The following is a 15,245-nucleotide window of genomic DNA, read 5'->3' on the forward strand; positions in this document are numbered from 1 at the left end:
AAAATCTTTGACGCTTTCGCAAGGGCCGTGCTCTACTCCCTGCCATGACGACTCCAACGAAGCTCTCCACGCGCCCTGTTGTCGACGAGACGGTCCGACTGCTGACGGAGCACTACGTGTTCCCCGAGACGGCCGAACAACTCGCCGCCCTGCTCCGCGAACGCCTCTCCGAGGGCGCCTACGACGTCGACGACGCCGCGGAACTCGCCCGACTGGTCACCGCGGACCTGCAGTCCGTCAACGGCGACCGGCACCTGCGACTGAAGCACCACGCCACCCCGGTACCCCCGAAGGAGGGGGCGGCCACCCTGGAGGCCATACGCCGGGACTTCGACACCTCGCTGGGCGGTGCGCCCCGGGTGCAGTTGCTCGACGGCGGGGTCGCCGTGCTGGAACTGGCGCCGATGCTGTTCCCGCTGGAGTGGGCCGCCGAACCGCTCGGCGCCGCGCTGACCCTGATCTCCCGCGCCCCGGCGCTGATCATCGACCTGCGCTCCAACCGGGGCGGCGACCCGGACACGGTGGCCTTCGTCTGTAGCCACCTGCTCGACGAGCGCACCCACCTCAACACCATGCACTGGCGCGGCGGCGACCGCGTCGAGCAGTCCTGGAGCCAGCCGCACGTCCCCGGCCCGCGCTTCGGCGGCAGCAAGCCCCTGTACGTGCTGACCGCCGCCGGCACGTTCTCCGCCGCCGAGGAGCTGGCGTACGACCTCCAGCAGCTCGGCCGCGCCGAGGTCGTCGGCGAGACCACCCGCGGCGGCGCCCACCCGTGCCAGGGCTGGACCGTTCACCCCCACCTGGAGGTCACCGTCCCCTTGGCGCGCGCCGTCAACCCCGTGTCCGGCACGAACTGGGAGGGCGTCGGCGTACGGCCGGACGTCCCCTGCACCGCCGCCGAATCCCTCGACCGCGCTCACGCGCTGGCGCTCGCCCGACTGACGGGCTGACCCGGCCGCCGCCGGGGGCGGGGGCGTCGTTCAGCGTTCGGCGGTCAGCCGAGTTCCTCGGCCAGCGCGAGGATGATTCCGCCCGGCCCGCGGAGGTAGCACAGCAGGTAGGCGTCCTCGTAGCGCGTCACCTCGCCGACGAGTTCGGCGCCGTGCGGCCGCAGGCGCGCGAGGGTGTCCTGGAGGTCGTCGACGGCGAACATGACGCGGTGCAGGCCGAGCGTGTTCGCCGGGGTGGTCTTCGGCTCGGGGGTGATCGCCTTCGGGTGGTGGTACCGCGCCAGTTCGAGCCGGCCCGGTGCGTCCGGGATCCGCATCATCGCGATCTCGCACCGCATGTCGTCGAGGCCGACGACCTTCCCCGCCCAGCCCCCTTCGATCGGCATCCTGCCCTCCAGCTCCATGCCGAGTTCGGTGAAGAAGGCGACGGCGGCGTCGAGGTCGTCGACGACGATGCCGACGTTGTCCATGCGCTGAATGGTCATGGGCCCGAGGATAGGGGCCGCGTCCGACACCGCCGGTCCAACGGGCGGACCCGCCGGGCGCCTGTCGCCCCGGTGGGTCCGCCCGATCGGGCGCGTCCCGGCCGTCGCCCGGCGGCGGGCGTGCTGATCAGGGGCGTTCGGCGGCCCCGAGCAGGGTGAGGGCGGTCTCGCGCAGGCGGGCGTCGGCGCCGGCGGTGCGCCGGCCGGTGATGCCCGAGCGGAAGAGGGCGGAGCCCTCCATCAGCATGACGAACACCTCGGCCCGGTGGCGCGCCTCGGCGGCGCTCAGCCCGGGCGCCCGGTCCCGCACGAACGCGGCCACGTGCTCGGCGTAACGGTCGTAGAAGGCGCGGACGGCCGCGGCCGCCTCCCCGTCGTGCGCGGCCAGGGCCCACACCTCGGTGAACAGCCGTACCAGGCCGGGGTCGTCGTGGTCGGAGAGGACCCCGTCGAGCAGGGCCTCGCGGTCGGTGCCTTCCGTGTGCGCGGCGGTGAGGGCGGTGACCCGCTCCAGGGACGCGGCGAGGACGCGGTCGAGGAGCGCGGCCAGGAGGGCGGCGCGGGTGGGGAAGTAGTACTGGAGGTGGCCGAGGCGGACGCCGGCGTGGTCCGCGACCGCCCTCAGGGTCAGTTCGGATCCTCCGGAGGAGGTGAGGACGTGCGCGGTCGCGTCGAGGAGGGCCTCGCGCCGCTGCCGGCCCTTGGGGGTCGGCTCGGGCGCGGCGCTCACGCGGCGGCCCGCGTTCCGGCCCGGCCGGGGCCCTTGCCGCGGGCTTCGTCGGCGGCGGCGTCGGCGTGCTCGTCGAAGGAGAGGTCGACGCCGTGTGCGGAGAGGAGTGCGAGCGCGCGGGCGGGGTCCGGGTGTTGTTCGGGGAAGACCACGCCCTCGGGGGCGGGGGATCCGTCGGTGCCCAGGACGCGGTGCAGGCCCGCGACGGCCCCGACCGCCGTCAGGTGGTGCTGGCCGAGCGGGTCGGTGACGGTCGTGGTGCGGGTGCGGCCGCGGTGGGTGACGTCCACGCGCAGGCGGGCCGTTCCGCCCTCGCCCGGCGAGTGCAGCAGGGCGCGGCGGGCGGGGGCCCAGCGTTCCCCTCCGGCCCAGCGGAAGAATCCCGTGCCCCGCAGCGCGAGGAGGGCCCGGGTCGCGGCCGGGGAGCTGAACCCGATGCGGGTGACGGCGGTGGTGGTGCCGAGGGTCAGGGGCAGGGTGAACTGTTCGGGGGTGTCGATGCGGGCGACGCGTACGGGCGTTCCGCCGACGGCCACCGTACGGGCCTCGGTCATCGGCGCGGCGAGGCGGCGGCTGCCGCCGTCGACCACCTCGAACGACACTCCCAGGCGGTCCATGAACTCCACGGAGTCCGCCCCGGCCCGGTCGGCCATGTCCCAGCGGACGGCGATCTCCACGCGTTCGGCGCCGCCGAGTTCCGCGGCCGACGCGGCGGCCACCAGGCTGGTGACCCCGCCCATCCAGGCGGACGACAGGAGTACGGGGGCGGTGGGCCGCAGCAGGGAGGCGACGGTGACCGCCCGTTGCAGGCGGCCCGTCCAGCGGGTGATGTCGACGTAGGGCACGCCGGCGGTCGCGGCGGCGCGCAGTACCCGGTCGTCGGGGTCGTTGACGGAGCCGATGACGGCGCGGACGCCCGCCCGGAAGGGGGTGGGGTCCGTCAGGTCCCAGGCCCGCGCCTCGCCCCCGACCTCGGCGGCCAGCGCGGCGCCCCGGTCGGGGTTGCGGCCGGTGAGGAGGGTCGGGGTGTCCGCCCCGAGGACACGGGCGATCTCGGCGCCCACGGTGCCGTACCCGCCGGTGATGAGGACGGGGCCGGAGGGGTCCGGGCGCAGCTCGTCGCGCAGTTCGGTGATCATGGCCCGGAGTTTAGGTCAGACGACCTAAAAATGCGATACGGGTCGGGAGGAGCGTCACGGGACCGAAGCCGGCCCCCGCGAGCAGGCACCCGTTTCGCGCCGCCGTCGCCGTGCCGCCGGCGGCGCGCCGGCCGCTCCGACGGAGTCCCACCCGACGCGCACACCCCACCCGCCTCCGTCGATCCCGAAAATTTCGGTCGTCGATTCGAGTCGCATGCGGGGGCGCCACGTAATTCATTTTCCTTTCAATTTCCTCCCCGGCGTACGACACGCCCCCCGTGGGCCGAATTCCCCGCGGAACGATCCGTAAAGCCGCAGACAACAGCACCTGCCGGTGTTCCGCGCACGTCCATTCGCCCCGGAACGGAAACGCGCTCCCCCTCTCGGCCGCCGCGCGCCCGACCTCCTCGCGGCGGGGAACGCGGAGCGGCCTGGCCGGCCCCGCCCCGTCCCACGCGCACCCGGCGCCCCACCTGCCACGATTTCGCCCCGCCGCCCGGTGCATCACCACCGCGCACACCCTCCCCGCGCTTCCTTTCCGCGCCGGCCCACACCATCCGGACGCACAACAACACCGTGCGCTCACCGGAACAAGTGACGCCCGCGGTGGCCCGGTTGTACGTTCTTGCTTACCGAAGGCATATTCCAACCCGCGGTATTCGCCGTTGAGGGGGACGGGCATGACGAGCCACGCCATCGAAGTCGAACTCGAAGAACTCCTCCGCCGGACCCTGGACTCGACCGGTACGGCCGCGCGGTGGACCACCGACACGGACGACATGTGGTGCCGGCTCACCCCCCGGTCCGCGACACTGCGCGAGCAGGGTTGGAAGCTGCACGTCTCGGCGACGTCCGCCTCCGCGCCGACGGTCCTCGCGAGGGCCCTGGAGGTACTGCTGCGGGACGCGTCGGCGTTCAAGTTCGCCCGGTCCCTGGAGCAGGTGGGCGCGCTCAACTCCCGCGCCACGCCCCGGGGCGGCTCGGGCAAGTTCCTCACCGTCTACCCCCGCTCCGACGCGGACGCCGCCCGGATCGCGCTCGAACTGCACACCGCCACGGCCGGCCTGGCCGGCCCCCGGATCCTCTCGGACCAGCCGTACGCCGCGAACAGCCTGGTGCACTACCGCTACGGCGCCTTCGTCGGCCGGCGGCACCTGTCCGACGCCGGACTGCTGGTCTGGTACATCGAGGACCCCGACGGCAACCCCGTGGAGGACGAGCGCACCGGCCGGTACGCGCCCCCCGCCTGGGCGGTCAGCCCCTTCCCCGCATCGGTCCCGGTGGCGCCCCCACCCCGGGAGACCGGGACACAGCCGGTGCTGCTGGGCAGCCGGTTCTCCGTCCGGGAGGCGATCCGCCACACCAACAAGGGCGGCGTCTACCGGGGCACGGACGTCACCACGGGCGCGCCGGTGGTCATCAAGGAGGCCCGGCCGCACGTGGAGGCCGACGCCTCGGGGCGCGACGTGCGCGACTGGTTGCGGGCCGAGGCTCGGACGTTGGAGAACCTGCGCGGCACCGGCCTCGCGCCGGAGCCCCTCGCCCTGTTCGAGCACGGCGGACACCTCTTCCTCGCCCAGGAGGAGATCCCCGGCATCCCCCTGCGCAACTGGGTCGCCGAACACTTCCGCGACACCGGCGCCGCGCGCTACCGCGCCGACGCCCTCGTCCAGGCCGGCCGGCTGATCGACCTCGTCACCGCGACCCACGCCCGCGGCTGCGTCCTGCGCGATTTCACCCCCGGCAACATCATGGTGCGCCCGGACGGCGAACTGCGCCTCATCGACCTCGAACTCGCCGTCCTGGAGGACGACGACGCCCTGCCCACGACGGTGGGGACCCCCGGCTTCAGCGCGCCCGAGCGCCTGGCGGACGCGCCCGTCTCCCCGACGGCCGACTACTACAGTCTCGGCGCCACCCTGTGCTTCGTCCTCGTCGGCAAGGTGCCCAACCTGCTGCCCGAGGAGCCCGCCGAGCGGTCCACGGACCGGCGGCTCGCCGAGTGGCTGGACGCCGCCTGCGCCGCGTTCCCCCTGCCCGACGGCCTGCCCGAGCTCATCCTCGGGCTGATGCGGGACGAGCCGGGCGAACGCGGGGACCCGGTCGGGGCGGGCGAGGCCCTGCGCCGGGCGATCGCCCCGCCGCAGCGGCGGGAAGGCCCGCCGGCCGGCCCGGCCCGTGGACGGCCGGCGCCCGACGCGGTGTCCGCCGCCCTGGAGGGCCTCGTCGACCACCTCGTCGACTCGATGACGCCGAAGGACGCGCGACGCCTGTGGCCCGTGTCCACCAAGGCGGGCGAGACGGACCCCTGCACGGTGCAGCAGGGGGCGGCCGGCGTACTGGCCGTCCTGACCCGCTGCTTCGAACTCACCGGTGATCCGCGCCTGCCGGAGGTGATCTCCACCGCGGGGCGCTGGATCACGGAGCGGACCGACACCCGCTCCATACGTCCGGGGCTCCACTTCGGAGGGTCGGGCATCGCCTGGGCCCTGTACGACGCGGCGCGCGCCGTCGACGACCCCGACCTCGCGGAGCACGCGACGGCCCTGGCCCTCGCACCGCAGGAGACGACACCGAGCCACGACATCACCCACGGCCGCGCCGGCAGCGGAATGGCCGCCGCCCACCTGTGGCAGCGCACCGGCGACCCGCGCCTGGCCGCGCTCGTGGTCGGCGCCGCCGATCGGCTGGCCGCCGCCGCCCGGCCCGAGCCCTGCGGGGTGAGCTGGCCGATCCCGGCGGAAGCCGCCTCCGCGGAGGCCGGGAAACGCTACCTCGGCTTCGCCCACGGGGCGTCCGGCATCGGCTGCTTCCTCCTCGCCGCCGCCGAGGTCTCCGGGCACCGGCGCTACCTCGACCTGGCCGTGACGGCCGGCGAGGAGCTGGTGGCCGGCGCGGTACGGATCGGGGACACCGTCCAATGGCCGGCGCAGGCCGGCGACGTGCCCACGGCCCCGTACTGGTGCCACGGTTCGGCGGGCATCGGCACCTTCCTGCTCCGACTGTGGCAAACCACCGGGGACGACCGCTTCGGCGAACTCGCCCACGGCGCCGCCCGGGCCGTGGTGGAACGCGCCTCCCGCGCCCCCCTGACCCAGTGCCACGGGTCGGCCGGCAACGGGGACTTCCTCCTCGACATGGCCGCGGCCACCGGGGACACCACCTACCACGCGATGGCCGAGGACCTGGCCCACCTCATCGCGACCGAACGGGCCCACCGCGCCGGCCACGTCGTCTTCCCCACCGAGTACGGGGACGTCTCGACGAGCTGGAGCGACGGATCGGCGGGGATCCTCGCGTTCCTCCTGCGGACCCGCCACACCGACTCCCGGCTCTGGATGACCAGGCAGCCGGGCTGAGCGGCAGGGAAACCTGCCCTGCCGCCACCTCCGAGAGAAGGAGAAAGCCATGGAGAACCGCGACCTCGAACTGCTGGCTCACCTGCACGCCCTTCCCGAGACCGACCCGGTCGGCGTCGACGGGGTCCCGTTCGCCGACACCTGCGCGTGCGTCGGACTCCTGACGCTGCTCAACACCGTCTGTGTGGGCATCAGCTGCGCCTGACCGGGCAGTAGGCCCCGGCGCGCACGGGGCCGCACGACCTCCGACAGGTGACCGCCCACGGCGGTGGCCACCTGTCGGAGCACGCTCCACCGCGCGGTGGGGCCGGCGACCCTCCCCACCCGTTCCCGGCTCCACCGCCGTCCTGCCGAGTCCGCAGACCACCCCGCAGACGAGGACCCGCCCATGCAGCCACCCGCAGGTGCCGACGCCCCCGCCCTGGCCACCCTCCCGGACGCCCTCCCCGCCACCGCCCCGGACGCCGCCCGCGAGGACCCGGACGGGGCACGGCCGGACCACGGGACGGCGTACGCCATCACCACGCGGGGCCTGGTCAAGAGCTACCCGGGTCCCGACGGAACCACGACCCACGCCGTGCGCGGCCTGGACCTGGACGTACGGCAGGGCGAGACCTTCGCCTTCCTCGGCCCCAACGGCGCCGGCAAGTCCACCACCATCGCCCTGTTGTGCGCCCTGGCCCGGCCCACCGCCGGAAGCGCCACGGTGGCCGGCGCCGACGTCCTCGACCGACCGGAGCGGGTACGACGACACGTCGGGATGCTCTTCCAGCACAGCGCCCTGGACACGGACCTGACGGCCGAGCAGAACCTCCACATCCACGCCCGCCTCTACGGGCTGGGCCGCCGCCACGCCCGGCTGCGCGCCGCCGAGACCCTGGAGGCCGTCGGTCTGAGCGACCGGCGGCGCTCCCCCGTCCGCAGCCTGTCCGGCGGCATGCGACGCCGTCTCGAAATCGCCCGCGGGCTGTTGCACGAGCCGCGGATCCTGTTCCTCGACGAGCCGACGACGGGACTCGACCCCCACGCCCGCGCCCAGGTCTGGGAACACCTGCGGGCCCTGCGCGACCGGCAGGGCACCACCCTCTTCGTCACCACCCACTACCTGGGCGAGGCGGAGAACTGCGACCGCCTCGCCATCATCGACCACGGCCGCCTGGTGGCCCAGGGGACACCGCTCGCGCTGAGGGCCGCGATCGGGGACGACCGCGTGGTGCTGCGCACCGGTGACGACCGCGCGGCGCTCGAGGTCGTGCGCCGGACCGCGCCGCCGGGCACCGTCACGACCTCGGACGGCGAAGGGATCGCCCTGCGGGTACCCGACGGCGGTTCCTGGGTCCCGCGCCTGTGCGGGGCCCTGGCACAGCACGGCATCGCCGTGCACGCCGCCTCCGCGACCCCGCCGACGCTCGACGACGTCTTCTTCCACCACACCGGACGCAGCATCCACAAGGCGCCCCCGGTGGCGACGACGAGCGGGGAGGGCCCGTGAGCACCTCCGCCGTGCGGGAGCGGGGAGCCCCTCGAACCCCCCGTGCCGGGGACGCCCCGGAGCGGTCGCCGCTCGCCGCCCTGCGCCGCGAACTCCGGGCCGTCCACGCCCTCGTCCACCGCGACCTGCTGCGCCTGGCCTCCCAACGCACCCACACCGCGCTGATGCTGATCCAGCCGGTGCTCTACCTGTTCCTCCTCGGCGGCGGCCTGGCGGCCCTGATCCCCGACGCGAGGCTGGGCGTCGACTACCGGACCTACCTCTTCCCCGGCGTCCTGATGATGACGATCCAGTCCCCGGCGATCGTGGTGGGCATCCGGCTGATCACCGACCGGCAGAGCGGCTACCTGCGCGAACTGCTCATGGCCCCCGTACGTCGCTCCACCCTGCTCCTGGGCAGCTGCGCCGGCGGCACCGCGGTCGCCACGGTCCAGGGGGCCGTGCTGCTCGCCCTCGCGGGCGCCGTCGGTCTGCCCTACGACCCGATCCTGCTGGCCCTGCTCCTGGCGGGCATGGTGCTCGCCTCGTTCACCCTCACCGCCCTGTCCCTGGCCCTGGCCGTGAGCCTGGCCCGGGCCGAGATGTTCCAGATGCTGCTCGGCCTGGTGATGATGCCGCTGCTGTTCCTGTCCGGCGGCTTCTTCCCGCTGGAGAGCCTGCCGGGCTGGGCCCGTGCATCGGCCGCCTTCAACCCGCTCGCCCACGGCGTCGACCTGCTGCGCCGCGTCGTCGCCATCCGGGAACCGGACGGGGCGACCGGGGCCGGTATCACGTGGTTCGGGCACCAACCCCCGCTCCTCCTGGAAGCGGCGGGGCTCCTGACGGTCGGGGTCGTCGCCCTGCTCTGGGCCGCGCACCGCTTCGGCCGCCCCGAGTGAGACGCCCTGCCCCTTACTCCCTGTTCAGTCGATCGCCAGCCGCCACCGGACCTCGCCGTCGACCCGCTCGTCGGTGGGGGTGAGTCCGGCGGCGGAGGCGACGGCGGCGGAGGCCTCGTGGTCCGGGTGGATGTGGGCGAGGACCGTGTGCACCGGGAGCGTGCGCAGCCAGGCGACGAGCCCTCGGGCCGCCTCGCCGGCGATGCCGCGGCGCTGCCAGGGGGTTCCCACGACCCAGGCCAACTCCGCCGTGGCGCCCCGGTCGTCGGCGGTGATCGTCGCCTGGAGCGTGCCGGTCAGGGGACCGTCCCGCCCGTCGCGGAGCCGGATGACCCAGTTGCACCAGGATTCCCCGGGGTTCGGTGAACCGGCCTCCCAGCGCGCGTACCGCGCGCGCAGGGCCGGGGCGGTCTCGGGAGTGCCGCCGATGAAGGAGTGCAGGTCGGGGTCGGACAGCACCACGGCCATCTCGTCGGCGTGCTCGACCCGCAGGGGCAGCACGGTCAACCGGTCGGTGTGGAGGGTTTCGGCTCTGAGGGGTGTCACGCGGGCTCCTTGTCGGGACGTGGGACGAGTATGCCGTGCGGTGCGGCCCTGCCGGCGGGCGCCGTTCGCGGGCCGACACGACGGCTCGGCGACCGGTTCGTCGGGCCGGCTCGGATAGCGTCGTGCCCGGCGGCGGCAAGGAGTCGAGATGCGATGGCACTGGCTGTTCGGTGACCAGTTGGGACCGCACTTCCTGGATCCCGGCGACGACGGTCCCGCCCGCGACGCCCGTGTGGTGATGATCGAGTCCCGGGCGGTCTTCCGGCGCAGGCGCTTCCACCGCGCCAAGGCGCACCTCGTGCTGTCGGCGATGCGCCACAGGGCGGCCGAGCTGGGGGACCGCGTCCACTACGTGCGCGCCGAGACCTACAGGGAGGGCCTGCGCGGGCTGCCGGGAAGGGGTCCCGTCACCGTCCACCATCCGACGTCCCACGCCGCGTCGGCGTTCGTACGCGGTCTCGATCGGGTCCGGGTCCTGCCGGCCAGGGGGTTCCTGATCCCGCGCGAGTCCTTCCGCGCCTGGGTCGACCTGCGCGAGGGACGTGAACTGCGGCAGGAGGACTTCTACCACTGGACGCGCCGCGAGCTGAACCTGCTCATGGACGGCGACGCCCCGGCCGGCGGTCGGTGGAACCACGACCACGCCAACCGGGAACCGCCGCCCAGGGGTTCCGCGACGCTGGGCGCCCCGCGGCCCTACCGGCCCCGGGAGGACGCCATCGACGAGGAGGTCCGCGCGGACCTGGACCGGTGGCAGCGCGAGGACGGGATCGAGTTCGTCGGTCGGGACGGGCCCCGCCTCTTCCCGGCGTCGCGCCGCGAGGCCCTGGCGGCCCTGCGCCGGTTCGTCGACAAGCGGCTGGCCGACTTCGGCCCGTACGAGGACGCCGTGCTCGCGGCGGATCCCGTCATGAGCCACAGCCTGCTGTCCTCCTCGCTCAACCTGGGCCTCCTGGACCCGCTGGAGGTGGTCGAGGAGGCCGAACGGGCCTGGCGGGACGGTCGGGCGCCGGTCAACAGCGTCGAGGGGTTCGTCCGGCAGATCGCGGGCTGGCGCGAGTACGTGTGGCAGCTCTACTGGCACTTCGGGGACGGCTACCGCGACAGCAACGCGCTGGGGCACCGTGAGCCGCTCCCCCGCTGGTTCGCCGAACTCGACGCCGACGCCGTCACGGCCCGTTGCCTGGCCACGGCCCTCGCGCAGGTCCGCGACACGGGGTGGACGCACCACATCCCACGGCTCATGCTGCTCGGCAGTCACGCCCTCCAACGGGGGTGGGACCCGCGCGAGGTGACCGACTGGTTCCACCGCTGCTTCGTCGACGGCTACGACTGGGTGATGCTGCCGAACGTCGTCGGCATGTCGCAGTACGCCGACGGCGGGCGGATGACGACCAAGCCCTACACCTCCGGAGGCGCCTACATCCACCGCATGAGCGACCTGTGCGGCGGTTGCGCCTACCGGCCGGGGGACCGCACCGGGCCCCGCGCCTGCCCCTACACGACCGGGTACTGGTCCTTCGTGCACCGCCACCGTGACGTGCTCGCGGCGAACCCGCGCACGGCCCGCGCCGTGTACGGCCTCGACCGCCTCACGGACCTGCGGGAGGTGCTGCGCGGCGAGCGCGGGCGGGGGGACCTGCCGCCCTGAGGCCTCCCTGAGGCAGCCCTGAGGCAGCCCTGAGGCCGCCCCGGGCCGTCCCGGCGGGCCGACCGCGGCTCGCCCGCTCAGCGCGCGGTCGCCCCGAGCGAGGCCAGGAAATCCCGCTGGTCGGTCAGGAAGCCCGCGGCGAACAGGGACCTCGGCGCGAACACCGCGGTCGCGGTGAGGCGCGGCCACGAGCCCTCGACGTCGTGGTCGAGGAGGGAGTGGGTGGCCCGGGGGTAGTGGACGACGCGCAGGGCGGGCCCGGGCAGCGCCCGCCGGTAGCCGGCCTCGGTGTCGGCGACGTCCACGTTCAGGTCGTGGCCGGCCAGGACCAGCAGGACGGGGATCCCGCGCAGGGCCGGGAGGTCGGCTTCGGCGTTGGCGGTGTGGTTCCGGGAGACGAACCGCCAGCGGGCCTCCGTCATGTCCGGCGGATCGCCGACGGCGCGCGCGTACTCCTCGTACGGGGCCTTGCGCCCGAGCAGTTCCAGTACCGTTTCGCGGCGGCGCAGGGCGGCGGCGATCTCGGTGTCGGAGGCGCCGTCGCGACGCAGCTCGGCGAGGAGGTTCCAGCGGCCCTGGCGGTGCCAGTCGACGGCGGGCGAAACGGCGATGACGAACCGGATGTCGCGGTCCTTCGCCGCGATCTTCGGCAGGACCCAGCCCGCCTGGCTGGCGCCCCACAGGCCGATCCGGCTCCCGTCGACGTCGGGGTGCCGTCGGGCCCAGGCGATGGCGTCGACGGCTTCCGCGGCCCGGTCGTCCATGGACTGGTCGAGCCAGTCGCCGGACGAACCGCCCACGCCGGGTTTGTTCCAGGACAGCGAGGCGTAGCCGGCGCGGGCGAAGGCCTCCCAGATCGGGCGGTAGAAGGTGTCGTGGGTGGCGTCGACGGGGCCGTCGCCGTGCACGAGGACGACGAGGGGGAAGGGCCCCTCCCCCCGTTCGGGCAGGGCCAGCACCCCGTCGAGGGTGCGTCCGCCGTGGCGCACGGTCACCGCTCGTTCGCGCAGGTCGTAGCTGTGCTGCCAGGCGGCGAGGCCGGTGAGCGCCGTGGCCGCGAGGGTCAGCGCGGCCAGCGTGGCGGCGAGGGCGCGCGCGATCCGTCGGCGTCTCGACGGGCCCGCCGCTGTCGTGGGTGCCATTCCGCCGCTCCTCAAAACTATCGTTTCAACAACGCTCGTTTTCATTTCGACCGTACTATGTTCGTACGGACAAGGCGAGGAGGATGCGTGGACACGGCGGTGATCGTTCGGCGCGGCGTACCGCACGGGGCCGAGCCCCGGGTGGCAGCCCTGTACTGGGAGGCCTTCGGCCGCAAACTGGGGCCGGCGCTCGACCCGCCCGAACGGGGTCGGGCCTTCCTCGCCCGCCACCTCCACCACGACCGCGCCGTGGTGGCCCTCGCCCCGGGTGGGGAGCGGGTGGTGGGTGTCGCCGGGTACCGGCTGGACGGACGCGGACTGACCGGGGGCGGTGCGCGCGAGGTCCTGTCGGCGTACGGGCCGCTGCGCGGTCTGCCCCGGCTCGCCCTCCTGGCCCTGCTCGAACGCACCCCCCGGCCCGGGGAGTTGGTCATGGACGGCATCGCCGTCGACCCGGCCCTGCGCGGCCGGGGCGTGGGGAGCCTGCTCCTCACGGAGATCCTGTCCGTCGCGGCCGATCACGGCCGCTCGCGCGTCCGCCTGGACGTCATCGACGTCAACCCGCGCGCCCGCGTTCTGTACGAACGCCACGGCTTCACCGCCGTGCGCACCGAGCGGACGCCGTACCTGCGGGGCCTCATGGGCTTCGGCGCGGTGACCACCATGCGTCGGGCCGTCCCCGCCCGGCCCGGCGGCGGCGTCCCCGACCACACCGAGGAGCACCGGCGATGACCAGCGCAGCCGCCAAGGATCCCGCCGTGCCCGAGATCGGGACCAGGACGCTGGTGTTCGCCCTCGTCCGCGAGGACGGCACGGTCGACGCGGGCGAGCTGTACGCCGTCGCCGAGGCGCTGGGCATGACGGATCAGCAGGTCCGGCTCTGCCTCAAGCGACTCGTCGCGGAGGGCAGGTTCCGCCAGGAGGGGCGCGGCCGCAAGGCGCTGCTGCACGCCGCGGCGGACCCCACCGGGGTCGTGGCACCGGACGTGGAGTATGTACGTCACGCCTACCGGCAGGACCGCGGCCTCGCCCCCTGGGACGGGAACTGGCACCTCTTCGCCTTCGCCATTCCCGAGACCGCCCGGCAGGCCCGCGACACGTTGCGCGACACCCTGTTGTACCTGGGGGCGGCCCCCCTCCAGGGCGGCCTGTACGTCAGCGCGAACGCCATCGGCGACCTCGTCGAGGCGCACGCCCGCCGGCTCGGGGTGCACGCCTCCCTGACCCGCCTGACCAGCCGGGACCTGAGCCTCGGCGAGGAGGTCGACGCCGGCCGACTCGCCGCCCGACTCTGGCCGCTGCCCGCGATCGCCGAACGGTACGAGGCCCTCGCCGCGCTCGCCGAGGCCCGCCTGGCCCGCCTCCGCGCGTCGGGGCCCGCGACCGGCACCGAGCGGCTGCGGTACGCGATCGAGCTGGCCGCGGCCTTCACCGCCGCGATGGAGCCCGACCCGCTGCTGCCCCCCGAACTGCTCCCCCGGCCGTGGCCGGGCACTCGTGCCCGCGCGCTGGCCGCACGGTGCTGGGAGGCCCTGGCCGCCGGGCACGACGAGGGACCCGGGCGACCGCGCCTGTTCCGCCTTTACGAGGACGCCGCCGCCCCGTGACCCCTCGGAGTGACGGGGGTCACTTCCGGAGGTGTCACGTTCCGGGCGGGCCGACTTGTCACATGGGCATGAACGACATCGAGAACGTGCTGCTGGCAGGGGCGAGCGGGGTCTTCGGACGCCACATCGCGAAGGAGCTCACCGGGGCGGGCCACCGCGTACTGGGGCTGGGGCGCGGGGCGGAGAACGACGTCGTCGCCGACCTGACGGACCGCGAGGGTCTGCTGCGGGCCGTTGACGGACTGCGGGTCGACGTCGTCGTGCACGCCGCCACCGCGCTGCGCGAGGCGCCGATGAGACACCGCGACATGGCCGCCACCGACGCCCTGAGAACCACCGGCACCGCGAACCTGGTCGAGGCCGCGCGGGCGGTGGGGGCGCGGCGGATGATCGCCGAGTCGATGGTCTTCGGGTACGGGTACCGCGACTTCGGGGACCGGGTGCTGGACGAGGACGACGGTTTCGGGGCCGGCGGGCTCGACCGGGGGTCGCAGGCGCACGTGGACGCGATGCGGACCAAGGAGGAGCTGATGCTCGGCGCCGAAGGCATCGAGGGCGTCGCCCTGCGGTTCGGGCTGTTCTACGGTCCCGGCGGCACCGAGGCGCTGGTGGGACTGCTGCGCGAGCGGAAGCTGCCGGCCGTCGCCGACCGGGGTCGCGTGCTGCCGTGGGTCGAACTGCGCGACGCCGCCCGGGCGGTGGCGCTCGCGGTGGAGGGCGGGGTGGCGGGGCGCGCGTACAACGTCGTGGACGACACCCCGACGGGTTTCGGCGCCCACGTCCGCGCGGTCGCGGAGGTGTTCGGCACTCCCGCGCCGAGGACCGTGCCGGCCTGGCTGACGCGGCCGATGCCGTACGCGCACCGGATGTTCACCACCAACCTGCGCGTCTCGAACGCCCGGGCCCGGACCGAACTCGGCTGGACCCCCCGCTACCCGAGCTGCGCCGAAGGCCTCGCCGCCCTCCGCGGCTGACGCCGTCGGACAGCCCTGAACCCCCGAGGCCGCCTCGGCCCCCGCGCGGCGTACGGCGTACGGTCCGCCCTCGCTTAGCCCTGCTCGCCGCGTCCGCCGCGTTCGTGGCGCTCTTCGCGGGGCGGGGTCGGCTCGGGGTGGCGATCCCGGTCCGTGTGGCGGCCGCCGCCGCGGTGCTCCCGGGTCCGGCCGGGGCGGGTCGTGAGGTCCCGCGCCTGCTCCTCGCGGCCCTTGCCGGGTTCCTGCCGCTTGTCCTGCATGCCTCCCATGACGTACGGCTCCTTTCGGGTCG

The 15,245-nt window shown here is 74.5% G+C and carries 15 protein-coding genes; 9 read left to right on the plus strand and 6 right to left on the minus strand.

The annotated features are described in order from the left end of the window. Positions 1–44 precede the first annotated feature (44 nt). Positions 45–950 carry a S41 family peptidase gene (locus tag ACZ6ZI_RS23440; RefSeq protein WP_469523901.1) on the plus strand — a complete coding sequence of 302 codons (906 nt, stop codon included), beginning with the start codon at positions 45–47 and terminating at the stop codon, positions 948–950. Between the two features lie 44 nt (positions 951–994). On the opposite strand, the gene ACZ6ZI_RS23445 is transcribed toward ACZ6ZI_RS23440, so the two are convergent. The 3 genes from ACZ6ZI_RS23445 to ACZ6ZI_RS23455 form a co-directional block, all read right to left on the minus strand. Next, on the minus strand, positions 995–1,435 hold the full coding sequence (locus tag ACZ6ZI_RS23445; RefSeq protein ID WP_469523902.1) for a VOC family protein: 441 nt from the start codon (positions 1,433–1,435) through the stop codon (positions 995–997). A gap of 127 nt (positions 1,436–1,562) precedes the next feature. Further along, entirely contained in the window at positions 1,563–2,165 is a 603-nt protein-coding gene (locus tag ACZ6ZI_RS23450) for a TetR family transcriptional regulator (RefSeq protein ID WP_469523904.1), read from the minus strand. Then, positions 2,162–3,304 carry a saccharopine dehydrogenase family protein gene (locus tag ACZ6ZI_RS23455; protein WP_469523905.1) on the minus strand — a complete coding sequence of 381 codons (1,143 nt, stop codon included), beginning with the start codon at positions 3,302–3,304 and terminating at the stop codon, positions 2,162–2,164. Before ACZ6ZI_RS23455 ends, ACZ6ZI_RS23450 begins: the two co-directional genes overlap by 4 nt. 680 nt (positions 3,305–3,984) lie before the next feature. On the opposite strand from ACZ6ZI_RS23455, the gene lanL reads away from it, so the two are divergent. From lanL to ACZ6ZI_RS23475, 4 genes are all read left to right on the plus strand, one after another. Beyond that, entirely contained in the window at positions 3,985–6,663 is a 2,679-nt protein-coding gene (gene lanL, locus ACZ6ZI_RS23460; RefSeq protein ID WP_469523907.1) for a class IV lanthionine synthetase LanL, read from the plus strand. Between the two features lie 49 nt (positions 6,664–6,712). Further along, a complete protein-coding gene (locus ACZ6ZI_RS23465) occupies positions 6,713–6,868 on the plus strand; it encodes a VenA family class IV lanthipeptide (protein WP_469523909.1) in 156 nt (51 codons plus the stop codon). Between the two features lie 183 nt (positions 6,869–7,051). Further along, entirely contained in the window at positions 7,052–8,155 is a 1,104-nt protein-coding gene (locus tag ACZ6ZI_RS23470) for an ABC transporter ATP-binding protein (RefSeq protein WP_469523911.1), read from the plus strand. Continuing rightward, positions 8,152–9,033 (plus strand): ABC transporter permease, encoded by an 882-nt coding sequence (locus ACZ6ZI_RS23475; RefSeq protein ID WP_469523913.1) that lies wholly within the window; start codon positions 8,152–8,154, stop codon positions 9,031–9,033. Before ACZ6ZI_RS23470 ends, ACZ6ZI_RS23475 begins: the two co-directional genes overlap by 4 nt. Positions 9,034–9,057: 24 nt before the next feature. Here the strand turns inward: ACZ6ZI_RS23475 and ACZ6ZI_RS23480 are convergent, their stop codons facing one another. Next, positions 9,058–9,579, minus strand: a complete 522-nt coding sequence (locus tag ACZ6ZI_RS23480; protein ID WP_469523915.1) for a GNAT family N-acetyltransferase — start codon at positions 9,577–9,579, stop codon at positions 9,058–9,060. A 148-nt stretch (positions 9,580–9,727) separates the two neighbouring features. Between ACZ6ZI_RS23480 and ACZ6ZI_RS23485 the strand changes: the two genes are divergently transcribed. After that, entirely contained in the window at positions 9,728–11,230 is a 1,503-nt protein-coding gene (locus ACZ6ZI_RS23485) for a cryptochrome/photolyase family protein (protein ID WP_469523916.1), read from the plus strand. Between the two features lie 77 nt (positions 11,231–11,307). Here the strand turns inward: ACZ6ZI_RS23485 and ACZ6ZI_RS23490 are convergent, their stop codons facing one another. Next, a complete protein-coding gene (locus ACZ6ZI_RS23490) occupies positions 11,308–12,372 on the minus strand; it encodes an alpha/beta hydrolase family protein (RefSeq protein WP_469523918.1) in 1,065 nt (354 codons plus the stop codon). Positions 12,373–12,459: 87 nt separating this feature from the next. On the opposite strand from ACZ6ZI_RS23490, the gene ACZ6ZI_RS23495 reads away from it, so the two are divergent. From ACZ6ZI_RS23495 to ACZ6ZI_RS23505, 3 genes are all read left to right on the plus strand, one after another. Continuing rightward, positions 12,460–13,104, plus strand: a complete 645-nt coding sequence (locus ACZ6ZI_RS23495; RefSeq protein ID WP_469523920.1) for a GNAT family N-acetyltransferase — start codon at positions 12,460–12,462, stop codon at positions 13,102–13,104. Further along, complete coding sequence (locus ACZ6ZI_RS23500) at positions 13,101–13,979, plus strand: PaaX family transcriptional regulator C-terminal domain-containing protein (protein WP_469523922.1); 879 nt, start codon at positions 13,101–13,103, stop codon at positions 13,977–13,979. The genes ACZ6ZI_RS23495 and ACZ6ZI_RS23500 overlap by 4 nt, the downstream gene beginning before the upstream one ends. 68 nt (positions 13,980–14,047) lie before the next feature. Continuing rightward, positions 14,048–14,953 (plus strand): NAD-dependent epimerase/dehydratase family protein, encoded by a 906-nt coding sequence (locus ACZ6ZI_RS23505; protein ID WP_469523924.1) that lies wholly within the window; start codon positions 14,048–14,050, stop codon positions 14,951–14,953. 74 nt (positions 14,954–15,027) lie between these two features. Here the strand turns inward: ACZ6ZI_RS23505 and ACZ6ZI_RS23510 are convergent, their stop codons facing one another. Continuing rightward, positions 15,028–15,222 (minus strand): hypothetical protein, encoded by a 195-nt coding sequence (locus tag ACZ6ZI_RS23510; protein WP_469523926.1) that lies wholly within the window; start codon positions 15,220–15,222, stop codon positions 15,028–15,030. Positions 15,223–15,245 lie beyond the last annotated feature (23 nt).

It is taken from the genome of Streptomyces sp. NPDC103540, assembly GCF_055584445.1.

Coding starts and splice junctions, on each gene's coding strand:
- ACZ6ZI_RS23510 (WP_469523926.1), bottom strand. CDS start 15,222: ATGGGAGGCATGCAGGACAAGCGGCAGGAACCCGGCAAGGGCCGCGAG.
- ACZ6ZI_RS23500 (WP_469523922.1), top strand. CDS start 13,101: ATGACCAGCGCAGCCGCCAAGGATCCCGCCGTGCCCGAGATCGGGACC.
- ACZ6ZI_RS23485 (WP_469523916.1), top strand. CDS start 9,728: ATGCGATGGCACTGGCTGTTCGGTGACCAGTTGGGACCGCACTTCCTG.
- ACZ6ZI_RS23465 (WP_469523909.1), top strand. CDS start 6,713: ATGGAGAACCGCGACCTCGAACTGCTGGCTCACCTGCACGCCCTTCCC.
- lanL (WP_469523907.1), top strand. CDS start 3,985: ATGACGAGCCACGCCATCGAAGTCGAACTCGAAGAACTCCTCCGCCGG.
- ACZ6ZI_RS23455 (WP_469523905.1), bottom strand. CDS start 3,304: ATGATCACCGAACTGCGCGACGAGCTGCGCCCGGACCCCTCCGGCCCC.
- ACZ6ZI_RS23440 (WP_469523901.1), top strand. CDS start 45: ATGACGACTCCAACGAAGCTCTCCACGCGCCCTGTTGTCGACGAGACG.
- ACZ6ZI_RS23445 (WP_469523902.1), bottom strand. CDS start 1,435: ATGACCATTCAGCGCATGGACAACGTCGGCATCGTCGTCGACGACCTC.
- ACZ6ZI_RS23490 (WP_469523918.1), bottom strand. CDS start 12,372: ATGGCACCCACGACAGCGGCGGGCCCGTCGAGACGCCGACGGATCGCG.
- ACZ6ZI_RS23505 (WP_469523924.1), top strand. CDS start 14,048: ATGAACGACATCGAGAACGTGCTGCTGGCAGGGGCGAGCGGGGTCTTC.
- ACZ6ZI_RS23470 (WP_469523911.1), top strand. CDS start 7,052: ATGCAGCCACCCGCAGGTGCCGACGCCCCCGCCCTGGCCACCCTCCCG.